Raw genomic sequence first — 13,964 nt, 5'->3', positions numbered from 1 at the left:
GTCTGACAATTTCTGATTGCGCAGGTCCGAGCACCCGCCGAAGCCCGCTGTGGCACGATCACCCGAGTACGTCCTGCGAGGGGAGCACGGTGCGCGTCCTGTCCGTCGACCTGGGCACCGCCAACACGGTTGCGGTGCTGTCCGACCACGGTGTGGTGGATGTGGACGGAGGGCCGACCATGCCCTCCTCCGTCTACCTCGACGAGGACGGCACCCTGCTCGTCGGCAGGGAGACGGAGCGGCGGTCGCGCCAGGACCCGTCGCGCTACGAGGCGAACCCCAAGCGCCACATCGACAAGGCGACGATCAAGCTCGGCGAGCAGAACCTGCCGGTCAACGACGCCCTCGCGGCGATCTACGCGCGCGTGATGGAAGCCGTCACGCCGTTGCTGCAGGGTGCACAGCTCGACGAGATCCGTCTGACGCACCCCGCGGAGTGGGGGCCGAGCAGGCGCAACAAGCTGCTGTCCTCGGCCAGGCTCGCGGGCATGACCGGTGACCTGGTGCCCGTGCCGGAGGCCATCGCGGTGGCCTCGCTCGGCGGCGGCCGCCCGCTCGCGGTCTACGACTTCGGCGCCGACACGTTCGACGTCTCCGTGCTCGACGCCGAGCACCGCATCCTCGCCGACGGCAGCCTCAGCGACGTCGGCGGACTCGACATCGACCAGGCGCTGCTGGAACACATCGGCCGCAGCGTCTCGCACAAGGACCCGGCCGGCTGGCAGCGGTTGCTGCGCCCGGCCACCGTCGACGACCACCGCGCCCGCCTCGGCCTGCGCGAGGAACTGCGGCTCGCGAAGGAGGACCTCTCCGAGCTGCCCCAGGTCGAGGTGCTGATGCCGGAGCCGTTCGAGAAGGTCGTCGTCACGCGCGGCGAGCTGGAGGCGTTGATCCGGCCGAGCCTGATCCGCAGCGCCGAGCTCCTCATCTCCACCGTCCGCAAGGCCGGCGTCACGCCCGAGCACGTCTACCTCGTCGGCGGCTCCTGCCGGATGCCGCTGGTCGCGCAGGTCATCGCGGAGAAGGTCGGCATCGTCCCGACCAACCCGGACCACCCGGAGACGATCGTCGCGTCCGGCGCGCAGGTCGTGGACCGGGCGACGATCACGCTCAAGGCCGAGGACGACAAGCCCAAGTTCGTCGAGCCGCCCACGGTCGTGACGGCGCCGGTCAGCCCGGCCGTGAGCGGTCCGCACCAGGTCAACCCGAACGTGAGCGGCCCGAACCCCGTGATCAGCGGTTCGTACCCGAACCCGAACGTGAGCGGGCCGTACTCGGCGAGCGGCAGCTACCCGGTCACCGCGCCGTACCAGGTGAACCCGAACGTCAGCGGCAGCTACCCGATGAACTTCCCGCAGCAGCAGGTGCCGAAGAAGGACAACAAGAAGGTCCTCCTCGGCATCGGCGGCGCGGTGGTGGTGCTGGCCGTCGTCATCGGCGCGGTGTTCGCGTTCAACCGCCCGAACCTGCCCAGCGCGGACGAGTGCAAGAACGACGTCACGCAGGACGGCCAGGGCTTCACGAAGTGCCTGCGCCAGCTCGCGGGCCACGTGCCGGACGGCGGTGGCTGCGAGAAAGCCGACTCCGCGCAGATCACCGGCATGGAGGAGATCAAGGGCACGGTCGTGAGCTGCACGATCCGCGACGGCTACGCGGTCCAGTACATCCTCACCGACAGCGTCACCGGCGCCGAGAACAACGCCGAGGCCATCGCGAAGTCGTTCCAGACCGACCGCGTCGAAGCCGACTGGACCGGCAACGGCCTGGAGGGCAACTACCGCGCGGCCACGTCCAGCGGCACCGGCGTGCTGGTGTTCACGGCCAAGGGACGCCCCATGTTCGGCATCCTCACCAAGACCGCCGAGGAGAACGCCGACGAGCTCAAGCCGGACGAAATGGCCGATTTCTTCGAGAAGTCCGTTCAACCGGGTGAGTAACCACCCCTGATGGACCTGTCGGCGCGCCTTCGAAGCGTGCCACCATCGCGATCATGGTGACCGTCGCGCCGCAGGTCGAACGCGTGCAGCGCAAGGTCGTTCGCGTGCTGACCGGTACCCAGGTCCTGGGGGCCGCGTCGGTGACGATCGGCCTCGCGATCAGCACGTTGATCGCCGCGTCGCTGTCCGGCTCCGACGCCGTGGGAGGCCTCGCGCAGACCGCGGCCGTCGCCGGTGCCGCGGTGCTCGCCCTGCCCGGAGCCCGTCTCGCGCAACGGCGTGGGCGTCGTCCCGCGCTCATCCTCGGCTACGGCATGGGTGCGCTCGGCGCGTTGGTCGCCGCCGTCGCCGTGGCGCTGGGGTCGTGGCAGTTGTTGTTGGTAGGGCTCCTTCTGTTCGGAGGGGCCTCCAGCGCGAACTATGCGGCTCGTTATGCCGCAACGGATCTGGCGGATCCACAACGCCGTGCGCGCGAACTCTCCCGTGTGGTGTGGGCGGCCATGATCGGCGCGATCATCGGTCCGAACCTCGCCGATCCCGCCGGACGGGTGGCCGCCTCGCTGGGCCTGCCGGTGGGCGTGGGGCCGTTCCTGCTGGCGGCCGCGGTGCTCGGGGTCGCCGTGCTGGTGATCCAGCTGGGACTGCGGCCGGACCCGCTGGTCGTCGTGAAAAGCACCCGACCGGTTGAATCTCCGCACTGTTCCGGTGGGGGTGCTCCCGGTGGTCTGCGGATCTGGGGGTCCCTCGGGCCGATGGCACGACTTGCACTCGTTGGAGTGATGTTGTGCCACACCGCGATGGTCGGGCTGATGTCGATGACGCCGGTGCACATGAACCACGCGGGGTCGTCGTTGCGCGTGGTCGGCGTCGTGATCAGCCTGCACGTCGCCGCGATGTACGCCGCGAGCCCCCTGTTCGGGTGGATGGCGGACCGGCTTGGCCGCGTGCCGGTGCTCGCGATCGGCGCGTCGCTGGTGGTGGCGGCGGCCGGGGTCGCGGGGATGGCGCCGTCGCACGACGCCCCGCAGCTCGCCGCGGGACTGACGCTGCTCGGATTCGGCTGGTCGGCCGGACTGGTGTCGGGGTCGGCGCTGCTGACGGAGTCCGTGCGGGTGGAGGACAGGCCGGCCGCGCAGGGACTGTCCGACCTGGTGATGAACGTCGGCGGCGCCGTGGGAGGGGCGGTGTCCGGGATCGTCGTGACGGCGTGGTCGTACGCGGCCCTCGGGCTGATCGTCGGGTTCACCGCGCTGCCGCTGCTGGTCGTGTGCCTCTTCGCGTCGCTGCGCAGGACCGTTGGTTAGGGTCTGCGGGTGCGCATCACCATGTTCCGCAAACTCATGGCAGGGGAGTTCGGCCAGGTCAGGGCCGAGATGATCGCCCACGACCACGTGCTGTCGTCGCTGGGAGGACGCACCGCCGACCAGGCGCTGGAGGCCGGAATCGGCGCCAAAGAAGTCTGGCTGGCGGTCTGCGACGCGTTCGAAGTTCCTGAAAATCGTCGCTGAGCTGGCCGTTCGGAGTGTCACGTGTGCTCGAACACGTGTTCGGCTAGAGTGGCTCCGACCCCGGCTTCGCAAAATTGTCAGACCCCGCCAGTAGCGTCAGGTCCAACATGACGAAGCAACGGCAGACGACAAAAGGTGGACCCAAGATGGCACCCGCAGCACCCGACCGGGACAAGGCGCTCGAGCTGGCCCTGGCGCAGATCGACAAGCAGTTCGGCAAGGGCTCCGTGATGCGCCTCGGCGAAGAGGGCCGCGCCCCGATCGAGGTCATCCCGACCGGTGCGATCGCGCTGGACGTGGCGCTCGGCATCGGTGGTCTGCCCAAGGGGCGTGTCGTCGAGATCTACGGTCCGGAGTCGTCCGGTAAGACCACCGTCGCGTTGCACGCGGTCGCGAACGCGCAGCGCAACGGAGGCATCGCCGCGTTCATCGACGCGGAGCACGCGCTCGACCCCGAGTACGCGAAGAAGCTGGGCGTCGACACCGACGCGCTGCTGGTGTCGCAGCCCGACACCGGTGAGCAGGCGCTCGAGATCGCGGACATGCTGGTCCGCTCCGGCGCGCTCGACATCCTGGTCATCGACTCGGTCGCCGCCCTCGTGCCGCGCGCCGAGATCGAGGGCGAGATGGGTGACAACCACGTCGGTCTGCAGGCCCGCCTGATGAGCCAGGCGCTGCGCAAGATCACCGGTGCGCTCAACGCGTCCAACACCACCGCGATCTTCATCAACCAGCTGCGCGAGAAGATCGGCGTGATGTTCGGTTCCCCGGAGACCACGACCGGTGGTAAGGCGCTGAAGTTCTACGCTTCCGTGCGTCTGGACGTGCGCCGCATCGAGACCCTGAAGGACGGCGGCGAGCCCGTCGGCAACCGCACCAGGGTCAAGGTCGTGAAGAACAAGGTCGCGCCGCCGTTCAAGCAGGCCGAGTTCGACATCCTCTACGGCAAGGGCATCAGCCGCGAGGGCTCGCTCATCGACATGGGCGTCGACCAGGGCATCCTGCGCAAGTCCGGTGCCTGGTACACCTACGAGGGCGACCAGTTGGGTCAGGGCAAGGAGAACGCCCGCAAGTTCCTGCTGGACAACCCGGACATCGCGAACGAGGTCGAGAAGCGCATCAAGGACAAGCTCGGCATCGGCGCCACGCTCGACGCCGACGAGACGGCTCCCGCCGCGCCCGTCGAGTTCTAAGAGGTCGTGAGGTTTGGACGAGGCTGAGGAGCAGCGCAAAGCACGGGACATCTGTTACGCGCTGCTCACCGCCCGCGCCCGTTCCCGACACGAGCTGAACGAGGCGTTGCTGCGCAAGGGAATCAGTCCCGGCGTGGCCGAGTCCGTGCTCGGCAAGTTCGACCGCGCCGGCCTGATCGACGACGCCCAGTTCGCCGAGATGTGGGTGCAGTCGCGGCACAACTACAACGGCCTGGGCCGCCGCGCCCTGGCCATGGAGCTGCGCCGCAAGGGCGTCGCGGACGAGCTGGTGGCCGAGGCGGTCGCCGCGGTCGACGGCGAGGCCGAGGAGGAGAAGGCGCGCGAGCTGGTCCGCAAACGGCTGCGCACGATGTCCGGTGTGGACGAGACGGCGAAGATCCGTCGTCTCGTGGGGGCGTTGGCGCGCAAGGGTTACGCGGAAGGGCTCGCGTACCGCGTGGTCCGCGACGAGTTGCGCGCGGCTGGTGACGAGGCTTCGGCTCTGGACGAGCCCTGGTCGTAGGACCGGTGCCGGGTGTGCGGTTCGGCTGCCTCTTGTGGGGCGACTGGGTCGGCGTGTTGCGGCGCGTGGTCGCGAGGTCCTGTGTGTGGCTGGTGGTGGGGCTTGGGTTCTGGGTGAGCCTAGGTCGTAGAACCGGTGCGGGGCACGCGGTTCGGCCGCCTCTTGAAGGGCGAACAGGTCGGCGTGTTGCGGGCGGGGCGTGGTCGCGAGGTCCTGCGTGCGGCAGGTGATGGTGCATGGGTTGTCGACGAGCTTCGGTCGTGAAACCGTTGTCTCCCATGTCGTTCGGCCGCCTCCCGCTGGACGCGCAGATCGCCGCGTTCCGGGCGACCCTCGCGCGCAACGAGCCGCTGATGGAGGTCTTGGCGCGTGCCGTGAAGCTCGACCTTCCCGGCTGGTACCTGACCGCCGGGTGCGTGTTCCAGACCGTGTGGAACGTGGTGACCGGTCGACCTCCGACCGAGGGCATCAGAGATTACGACCTGTTCTACTTCGACGACTCCGATCTCGGCTGGGACGCGGAGAACGCGGTCATCCAGGCAGGTGAGCGCGCCTTCCACGGCCTGCCGGCGGCCGTCGAGATCCGCAACGAGGTCCGCGTGCACCTCTGGTACGAGGACCACTTCGGCATTCCCTGCGCGCCGTACACCTCGACCGAAGCGGCCATCGACTCGTTCGCGGCCACCACCTGTTGTCTCGGCATCCGTGTCGACGGCAACGGCCGGTGGCGCATCTACGCACCGCACGGCCTCGCCGACGTGTTCAATCTCGTCGTCCGCCCCAATCCCGTGCTCGCTCCGCGCGGCGTCTACGAGGCGAAGACTCAACGATGGCGCGAACAGTGGCCCGGACTCACCGTGCTTCCGTGGCCCGGCGACGCCCCGTGACCGATCATCACCACTGGGGTGGTTCGCCCCGAGTAGCCTGAAAGTCGTGAGCACCACTCCCGACGCGCCGTCCTCCGTGACTCCCACGGTCGCCGATCTGCTGTGCTTCGACCTCTACACGACGTCGCGAGCGGTCACCGGCTTCTACCGCCCGATCCTGGACAAGGCGGGCATCACCTACCCGCAGTTCCTGGTGATGTTGCTGCTCTGGGAGCGGGACTCGAGGCCGATCCGGGAGCTCGTCCGCGAACTCGACCTCGAGTACAGCACCCTGTCGCCGTTGATCAAACGGCTGGAGAAGAGCGGGCTCCTGGTGCGCGTCACGCACCCCGACGACGAGCGTTCCGTGCTCGTCCAGCTCACCGACAAGGGCCGTGACCTGCAGTGGATCGGCGCCGAGATGACCAACCAGCTCGGCAAGGCGCTCGGCATGACCAACGACGAGATCGCCGTCCTGCGCAAGGCACTTCACCGCGTGAAGCACGGCGCCGAACGCTAGTGGCCTGAAACACATCGCGTGCGAGGTATCTCATCGGGTAATTTACATCGTGCACGACCTAATCGAGCGCGATGCACCAGCCCGGTGCCTGACGAGAGAGTGAGAGAGCAATGCGAGTTCGTAAGGTGTTCGCCCTTTTCGGAACCCTGATGGCGCTGGCTGCTGTTGTTCCGTCGGGCGCCGGTGCCTCGGACGACAAGCACGGTGCGAAGAAGCCGACGATCGTGCTGGTGCACGGCGCGTTCGCGGACGCATCAAGCTGGAACGGTGTCGTAGAACGCCTACAGCGCAAGGGATTCCCGGTCGTCGCGGTGGCGAACCCGCTGCGGTCGCTCACAGGTGACGCGAGCTACCTGCGCAAGGTCCTCGCCTCGATCGACGGGCCGATCGTCCTCGCCGGACACTCCTACGGCGGCATGGTCCAGTCCGAGGCCGCGCTCGGGAACCCGAACGTGAAGTCGCTCGTCTACGTCGCGGCGTTCGCGCCGGAGAGGGGCGAGAGTGCGCTCGAGCTGTCGAACAAGTTCCCCGGCAGCACCCTCGGCGACACCCTGTCGACCATCGACATCGGTGACGGCAGCAAGGACCTCGTGATCGAGCAGGACAAGTACTGGCAGCAGTTCGCGGCCGACGTCTCCCGCAAGGACGCGACGCTGGCGGCGGCCACCCAGCGGCCGGTCAACGACACCGCGCTGACCGAGAAGGCCGGCGACCCGGCGTGGCACACCATCCCGTCGTACTTCGTGGTGGCGGGCAAGGACAAGAACATCCCGGTCGCCGCGCAGAAGTGGATGGCCGAGCGCGCCCACGCCCGTGCGGTCGTCGAAGCACCGGACGCCTCGCACTCCGTGGCGGTGTCCAAGCCGGAGATCGTGGCCGACCTGATCGTGCGCGCTGCGAGGTAGTGGAAGACGAGGGATCCGGGACGCGGGCAGGGGCGTCCCGGATTCCTTCACGTCGTCAGGGCTTCGCGACCTTGCAGCCCGGCAGCGACAGGTTCAGCGTCGTGCCGGAACCGAAGCAGGAGACGAAGTCGAACGTCTGCTGGCCGTAGTTGATGCCCTTGCGGACCGTGACGTTGCCGGCGGCGTCGACCTCGCACGGGTTGTTCATCGTGCAGCGGCCGCCGCTTTCGTTGCCGGTGTTGTTGACGCCGACGACCTTGCCGCTCACGTTGTCGATGATCGGCGAACCTGAGGTCCCGCCGATGGTGTTGCACGACGACGTGTAGCGCAGCGAGTCGCGCCAGGTCCAGTCGGCTTCCTTGAGAGTGTTGACGAAGCCGTCGATCTGGCACGAGTAGATCCGCTTCCAGTAGCCGGAGACGACGCGGATCTCCGTCCTGGCCACGGGATGCGAAGCCGACAGCTCCAGCGCGCGGCTTCCGTGCTGCTGCTGGATCTCGCCGTAGGTCTTGTTGAGCTGGTAGAGCGCGGCGTCGGTGCCGGTCATCGTCGCGTAGACGAGCTTGGTACCGGTCAGGGTCGCGATCTTCGAGCCGGAGCTGTTGAGCAGGCTGAAGCTGCGCGTCACCGATCGGTTGACGATCACCTGGCCGGGCTTCATGAGTTCGACGCAGTGCCCGTTCGTGAGCACGAGCGCTTTGTCCGCGGGTGCCGAGCTCGGCAAGCGGACCAGTGAGCCCGAGCAGTTGTTGAGCGCTACGATGCCGGTGAAGTCGACGGCGGCCTGTGCGGGTGCCGTCGTCACACCGAGTGCGGCGATCGCCGCGAGCAGGGTTCCGACGAGTCGTCGTGCCATGTGCAGGGTTCCTTTCAGGGGTGGCATCCAACGCCAAGCCTGTACGGATCGTAGCCGTCTCGCTACCTTCGGAAGTCGGCTGACAGGTCGGTGGTAGCTCGATCGAGTGACGGCCAGGTCGTAGCGCTAACGGGTGAAGCGGACCAATCGACGTCGTGGTCACACATCGCAACCCGCCAGGAGCCCTGATGACCTACCCGACGCAACCCACCTACGCCCCTCCTCCGGTCGCACCGCAGAAGCCCGCGAAATTCGGTGCGCTCGCCTGGACCGCGTTGATCCTCGGGATCGTCGGTGTCGTCGGCTCGCCGGTCATCATCTTCAACAACCTCACCGCCATCGCGGCGTTCGTCGGTCTCGTGCTCGGCGTCATCGCGCTGTTCGGCACGCGCAAGATCCTGGCGCTCGTCGGCGTCGCGCTTTGTGTCGCGGCGATCGCCTTCACGGTGCTGGCGCAGCAGTCCGCCGTCGCGGAACTCGACAAGATCGTCGACGGCAGCGCGGGCACCAGCGAGGTTCGGAAGCCCGCAGGGGAAACCTTGACGTGGGGCAAGCGCTACACGTGGGCCAACGGTCTCTCGGTCGACGTCGCCGAGCCCGTCGCGTGCACACCTGGCCGGCACGCGGCGCCGTCGGGCATCGTGCGCGCGGTGAAGTTCAAGGTCACCATCACCAACGGCACGAGTGCCGCGTTCGAGACCGCGCTGCTGTCGCTGGGCAACGACGCGCAGTTCAACGGGCAGAAGGCCTCGAAGGTGTTCGACGGCGTCGACGGTGCCTGCGGCAGCACGGTCGACAACACGACGGTGTTGCCGGGCAAGACCTACACCTACGAGGTCGTGTACTCGGTCGGCGCGCAACCCGGTGAGATGCAGCTGGTGTTCGAGCCGAGTTTCAACTCCGACAAGGCGGCGTTCGTCGGTCAGGCGTAAACCGTTCGCGAGCGGGCGCTCGGACGGGTTACAAATCGGGGCATGTTGCGCAAGTACCCGCGAACGCCCCACCTCGAGGGCTCGCGCCTGCAACCGGGCGATGAGGATCTCGACCAGGTGCCGTTCCGCGCGATCGCGGGACGGCACCTCGTCGTCGAGGAGAAGCTCGACGGTGCCAACGCGGGCATCAGCTTCGACTCCGGCGGCGTGCTGAAGTTGCAGTCACGCGGCCACTTCCTGACCGGCGGGCCTCGCGAGCGGCAGTTCGCGCTCTTGAAGGCGTGGGCCGCGACGCATCAGGGTGTGCTGTGGGAGAGGCTCGGCACGCGGTACGTCCTCTACGGGGAATGGCTCTACGCCAAGCACACCGTGTTCTACGACGCGCTGCCGCACCACTTCTGCGAGTTCGACCTGCTCGACCGCGAGACAGGGGAGTTCCTGTCCACACCGGAACGCCGCCGGTTGCTGTCCGGCACGCCGGTGGTGTCCGTGCCGGTGCTGCACGAAGGACCGTTGCGGAGGGCGAAGGACCTGACCGCGCTGATCGGCCCGTCCACGTGCCGCACGCCGGAGTGGCGAGACGTGCTGGTGGAAGCGGCTCGCGCGGCAGGGCAGGACCCAGAGGTCGTTGTCGCGGAAACGGATTCGGACGACGACATGGAAGGCCTGTACATCAAGGTGGAGGAGGACGGGCGCACGGTCGAGCGCTACAAGTGGGTGCGACCGACGTTCGTCACCGCCGTGCTGGACTCGGGCAGCCACTGGCAGGACCGGCCGATCCTGCCGAACCGGGTGGTGGTTCCCGGTGTTTGAGTCGCTCTGCCCATCCGGTCCTCAATGGACGCTTGATTGGGACGCCGTGCGCTCGGCGTTCCCGTGGGTTCGCGCACTGGAGGGCGTGCCGCAGGATCCGGTGCACCACGCGGAGGGCGACGTCGCCACGCACACGCGCATGGCCTGCGAGGCGCTCGTGTCACTGCCGGAGTGGCGGGCCAGGCCGGAAGCGGACCGCGTGCGGCTGTTCGCGACGGTGCTGCTGCACGACGTGGCGAAGCCGTTCCGCACGCAGATCGAAGACGGCCGCATCACCGCGCACGGCCATTCACGCGCGGGAGACCTTCTAACGCGCAAGGTGCTGTGGGAGATGGGACGCCCGATCGCCTGGCGCGAGCACGTCGCCGCGCTGGTCCGGCACCACCAGGTGCCGTTCTGGGCGCTGGAGCGGCCGGACCTCGACCGCATCGCGTTCCGGGTGAGCCTTCTCGCGCGCAACGACGACCTCGCGACTCTGGCGCGCGCCGACATCCTCGGCCGGATCTGCGGTGACACCGAGTCGGTGCTGGAGAACATCGCGTTGTTCGAGGAGTACTGCCGCGAACGCGACTGCCTGGACCGGCCACGCGAGTTCCCGTCCATCCACGCGCGGTTCCAGTACTTCCGCACACCCGGTCGCGACCCCGGCTACGCGGCCTACGACGACACGCGCCTCGACGTGACGGTGTTGTCGGGCCTGCCCGGCGTCGGCAAGGATCACTGGATCGCCACGCACCGTCCGGGCTGGCCGGTGGTGAGCCTGGACGCGGTGCGCTCGCGCCTCGGCATCGCGCCCGACGGTGATCAACGTGCGGTGGCGGCCGCGGCCTTCGAGGAGGCGCGGACCTTGCTGAGAGCGGGGGAGCGGTTCGTCTGGAACGCGACCAACATCTCTCGGCAGTTGCGCGAGCGGTGCATCGGGCTCGCCGCGGACTACCGCGCACGGGTCACCCTGGTCGGGCTCGAGGCACCGAAGAACGTGATCCGCGCTCGCAACAGCGCGCGCCCGGAACCGGTGCCGGCCGCCGTGATCGACCGGCTCGTCGACAAGTGGGAGGCGGTCGACCCGACCGAGGCGCACGTCGTCGAGCTGGTGGACACAGCGCAGAGCTCGCCTCGTAAGTGATCTCGGCGCCCCCAACCTGAAGATCCATATATCAGTGCAGGCTCTGGCGTCCCGTCGGCGCACTGCCGCCGTTCACCTTGATTATGTCAACCCGGCACTGCGCTGACCTGCCCCTTAGCAATGACTCTTTGGACTTCGTCGTCAAAAGAGTCATTGCTAAGGGGTGAGCAGGAGCCTGCGGCTGGCTGGCGAAGGGCCTGCCGGGCGGTGATACATCGGTCGGCGAGGGCGGCAACCGATATATCAGTGGGACGCTGCTAGCGGCGGTGTTCGCCTCGGTGGCCGACTGCTCGGACGAGCCACAGCGTGCCCGCGCCGGCGACCACCAGGACGGCGATGCCGGTGAGGAAGCCGATGCTCAGCGGCGAGTCGTGGGGCTGGGAGGACGGGCTGCTGTTGGGCTTCTGCTGGGTGATCGCCGGGATGTCGGTCATCTGCAGCGAGTTCGACTTCACCAGGCCGGTGCCCTCCAGCAGCAGCATGTGCTTGAGCATGAGGGTCAGGCCGGTTTGCGCGGCGACGCGGGCGGGGACGCTCTTGGTCGTCGCGCGGGCCTGGGCGACCTGGACGATGAGCGAGCCGTCGGCGGCGCGGGACAGGTTCGCGTACATCCGGTCGAGCTCGTCGCCCGAGCTGGACGAGATCGCGTTCGCCCACGACTTCTGCTCGGTCGTCGGTTCGGCCGGGAGATCCACGCCGAGCTGCTTCGCCGCGTCGGCTACCGCCTGCGCCAGCTGGGTCTGCTCGGCGGCGAGCTGGCCGGCGACCTTGCGGACCTTCGCGTCGCGCGCCCGGTCCGAGCTTTCGCGGCTGGCCGGTTTCTGCCAAAGCGAATGCTGAGCGAGCAGAACGAGCAATTCCCGGTCCGACGGCTCGACTTTCTGGCCGATGATGCGGACTGCGTTCACCTGTGCCTTGGCGGTCACCAATTCGAGCGCGGAAGGGTCGACGAGTCCTGTGTTCTCGAGAAGCGTCATCGTGCGGACCAGCATTTGCACAGTTTGGTGGGCGATGGTGCGAATTGCGGTGTTCTGCGTTGTCGCGCGTGTTTGCGTGGCCATCACCAGAAGGCCGCCCTGCGCCTGCCGGACGATCGTCGCGTAGGCGCGGTCGTGGTTGTCTCCGGTGCGTGCGGCCATCTCGTTGATGAGTGACTGGTGTTCACTGCTCACGTCGTTCGGCAGCACCACTCCGAGATCGCTGGCGGATTTGAGCAGATCGACGTCGAGCCTGGTGTGTCCTTCGAGAATGTCCCGTCCCGCGTTGTTGATCGCCGCATTCGTGGTGCGTGCCGGAACTTCTTTGCTCACCGGAACGAGCCATGAGTTCGCTTGGCGCAGAGAAACCATGAAAGAGCGGTCGGATGGTTGTACTTCGGTGGACTGCGCATTTGCCGGGATCGCTCCGATGACGACCCCCAGAAATGCGACAGACAGGGCGGTAAACAGCGCTGCGTGCTGCCCCAGCGTGCCCAACCGGTGACGCATAGTGCCCGTTCCTCCCCGCGATCGAGCTGCCTTCAAAGGTGATACGCGCAGGTGAGGTCAGGGTTCACCTCACATGCGGAGATGTGGATGTGACGTGCATCACACAACAACATGCGAACCATTTGGGCTTGATTTACGTACCCGAGAAGATTTCGTGTTCACGATGTAGGATGCGATAGATTCCACGCTCGGCCACCGAGTCGCTAGGCCTGCCGCCCGAAGCGAACACGTCGCCGATATCTGGGGAGGTCGCAAGCTTCATGGGTGATCAGGGCAAGGTCGCGGAAGCCCATCAGGATGAGGAATTGCTCACCCTCCTCTACGGGCAGTTCCAGCGGATGTTGTTCTCGCAAGTTCTGTGCCTGACCAACTACGACCGCCAGTGGACTGAAGATGTCGTTCAGGAGACGTTGATCAGGGCTTGGCAGAACTCCGCACATCTGGTTCGTGAACCGGGGATGTTGCGCGGATGGCTTTGTACTGTGGCTCGTCGCATTGTGATCGACGGATGGCGCAGCCGTCAGGCGCGCCCGCAGGAAGTGGAATTGCTGCGACCGGACATCGCCGAATCTCCGGACGACACGGAACAGACACTTTCGGTGATGGTCATTACCGATGTAGTACGCCAATTGAGTGACGAACACAGGTCGGCCATTTACGAAACGTATGTCATGGGACGAACGGTGAAGGAGGCCGCGATCGTTCTCGGAGTCCCGGAAGGAACCGTCAAGTCCCGGCTGTACAAGGCGATGCACACGATCCGCCGGGCGCTGCAGGACAGGAGCTAGCGTGATGGTGACTCGTCAACCACATCACGAGCACGAGCAGGAGTGGACAAACGGCGAAAACCGCACGAGCCCGGACGGGCCGTGCGGTGATGTCGCGGCGTATGTGCTCGGGGTCCTGGAGCCCGCGGAGCACGTGATCTTCTCCCGGCACCTAACCGGGTGCGAGGGCTGCCGCAGAGACGCGGCCGACTTCGGCCTGTTCGCGCCGGCGTTGCGGCCGGTGCTCAGTGAGAGTCCGCCGGGTGCCGCGCGTCAGCCGTGTGGCGTCACTCGCAGCATCCTGCTGGTGGCGGCGGGCGTCGTGGTGGCCGTTGCCGCGGTGCTGTCGGTCGTGGAGTCGCTCTCCTCGCACGTCGAGGATCCGATCGAGGTCGGCATCCTCACGCGCGCCGAGTCTGCTCAGCTCGAGAGGTTTCCGCTGCTCCAGCGCGTGTGAGTCCTGGCGGGAGCGCGTGAGCAGGCAGGCGAGGCGCAACCAGCCGCGCACCAGCCTGGCGAAGATCATCGCTT

At 67.4% G+C, this 13,964-nt stretch carries 15 protein-coding genes; 13 read left to right on the top strand and 2 right to left on the bottom strand.

The features are described 5' to 3' along the window. Nucleotides 1-89 precede the first annotated feature (89 nt). From AOM45_RS09145 to AOM45_RS09110, 8 genes are all read left to right on the top strand, one after another. Nucleotides 90-1,937, top strand: a complete 1,848-nt coding sequence (locus AOM45_RS09145; RefSeq protein ID WP_030464971.1) for an Hsp70 family protein — start codon at nt 90-92, stop codon at nt 1,935-1,937. 53 nt (nt 1,938-1,990) lie between these two features. Next, nucleotides 1,991-3,241 (top strand): MFS transporter, encoded by a 1,251-nt coding sequence (locus AOM45_RS09140; protein ID WP_030464970.1) that lies wholly within the window; start codon nt 1,991-1,993, stop codon nt 3,239-3,241. A gap of 9 nt (nt 3,242-3,250) precedes the next feature. Further along, the gene (locus AOM45_RS09135; RefSeq protein WP_030464969.1) at nt 3,251-3,445 is read left to right on the top strand and encodes a DUF3046 domain-containing protein; all 195 of its coding nucleotides are present in this window, start codon (nt 3,251-3,253) and stop codon (nt 3,443-3,445) included. A gap of 146 nt (nt 3,446-3,591) precedes the next feature. Further along, nucleotides 3,592-4,638 (top strand): recombinase RecA, encoded by a 1,047-nt coding sequence (gene recA, locus AOM45_RS09130; RefSeq protein WP_030464968.1) that lies wholly within the window; start codon nt 3,592-3,594, stop codon nt 4,636-4,638. Between the two features lie 13 nt (nt 4,639-4,651). Beyond that, the gene (locus tag AOM45_RS09125) at nt 4,652-5,161 is read left to right on the top strand and encodes a regulatory protein RecX (RefSeq protein ID WP_030464967.1); all 510 of its coding nucleotides are present in this window, start codon (nt 4,652-4,654) and stop codon (nt 5,159-5,161) included. A gap of 278 nt (nt 5,162-5,439) precedes the next feature. Continuing rightward, nucleotides 5,440-6,048, top strand: a complete 609-nt coding sequence (locus tag AOM45_RS09120; protein WP_030464966.1) for a nucleotidyltransferase family protein — start codon at nt 5,440-5,442, stop codon at nt 6,046-6,048. Between the two features lie 46 nt (nt 6,049-6,094). Then, nucleotides 6,095-6,547, top strand: a complete 453-nt coding sequence (locus AOM45_RS09115) for a MarR family winged helix-turn-helix transcriptional regulator (RefSeq protein WP_063756951.1) — start codon at nt 6,095-6,097, stop codon at nt 6,545-6,547. A 110-nt stretch (nt 6,548-6,657) separates the two neighbouring features. Beyond that, nucleotides 6,658-7,452, top strand: a complete 795-nt coding sequence (locus tag AOM45_RS09110; RefSeq protein ID WP_162185594.1) for an alpha/beta fold hydrolase — start codon at nt 6,658-6,660, stop codon at nt 7,450-7,452. Between the two features lie 55 nt (nt 7,453-7,507). Here AOM45_RS09110 and AOM45_RS09105 read toward each other — a convergent pair whose 3' ends face one another. Next, nucleotides 7,508-8,308: a S1 family peptidase gene (locus AOM45_RS09105; protein ID WP_030464963.1), complete on the bottom strand. Its 801-nt coding sequence runs from the start codon at nt 8,306-8,308 to the stop codon at nt 7,508-7,510. Between the two features lie 188 nt (nt 8,309-8,496). On the opposite strand from AOM45_RS09105, the gene AOM45_RS09100 reads away from it, so the two are divergent. The 3 genes from AOM45_RS09100 to AOM45_RS09090 are packed head-to-tail and all read left to right on the top strand — an operon-like array spanning nt 8,497 to nt 11,179. After that, the gene (locus tag AOM45_RS09100; RefSeq protein WP_030464962.1) at nt 8,497-9,240 is read left to right on the top strand and encodes an MFS transporter; all 744 of its coding nucleotides are present in this window, start codon (nt 8,497-8,499) and stop codon (nt 9,238-9,240) included. A 42-nt stretch (nt 9,241-9,282) separates the two neighbouring features. After that, nucleotides 9,283-10,053: an RNA ligase family protein gene (locus AOM45_RS09095; RefSeq protein ID WP_030464961.1), complete on the top strand. Its 771-nt coding sequence runs from the start codon at nt 9,283-9,285 to the stop codon at nt 10,051-10,053. A gap of 46 nt (nt 10,054-10,099) precedes the next feature. Continuing rightward, nucleotides 10,100-11,179 carry an AAA family ATPase gene (locus AOM45_RS09090; protein ID WP_201779925.1) on the top strand — a complete coding sequence of 360 codons (1,080 nt, stop codon included), beginning with the start codon at nt 10,100-10,102 and terminating at the stop codon, nt 11,177-11,179. Between the two features lie 257 nt (nt 11,180-11,436). On the opposite strand, the gene AOM45_RS09085 is transcribed toward AOM45_RS09090, so the two are convergent. Then, nucleotides 11,437-12,666 (bottom strand): DUF4142 domain-containing protein, encoded by a 1,230-nt coding sequence (locus AOM45_RS09085; RefSeq protein WP_081901788.1) that lies wholly within the window; start codon nt 12,664-12,666, stop codon nt 11,437-11,439. Nucleotides 12,667-12,926: 260 nt separating this feature from the next. On the opposite strand from AOM45_RS09085, the gene AOM45_RS09080 reads away from it, so the two are divergent. Next, nucleotides 12,927-13,454: a sigma-70 family RNA polymerase sigma factor gene (locus AOM45_RS09080; protein WP_030464958.1), complete on the top strand. Its 528-nt coding sequence runs from the start codon at nt 12,927-12,929 to the stop codon at nt 13,452-13,454. Between the two features lie 4 nt (nt 13,455-13,458). Then, nucleotides 13,459-13,890, top strand: a complete 432-nt coding sequence (locus AOM45_RS09075) for a zf-HC2 domain-containing protein (RefSeq protein WP_253728221.1) — start codon at nt 13,459-13,461, stop codon at nt 13,888-13,890. The last annotated feature ends 74 nt before the right edge of the window (nt 13,891-13,964 follow it).

It is taken from the genome of Lentzea aerocolonigenes (assembly GCF_000974445.1).
GTDB lineage: Bacteria > Actinomycetota > Actinomycetes > Mycobacteriales > Pseudonocardiaceae > Lentzea > Lentzea aerocolonigenes.
Note: the sequence above shows the minus strand (reverse complement) of the source record. Positions and strands in the feature narration are given on the sequence as shown.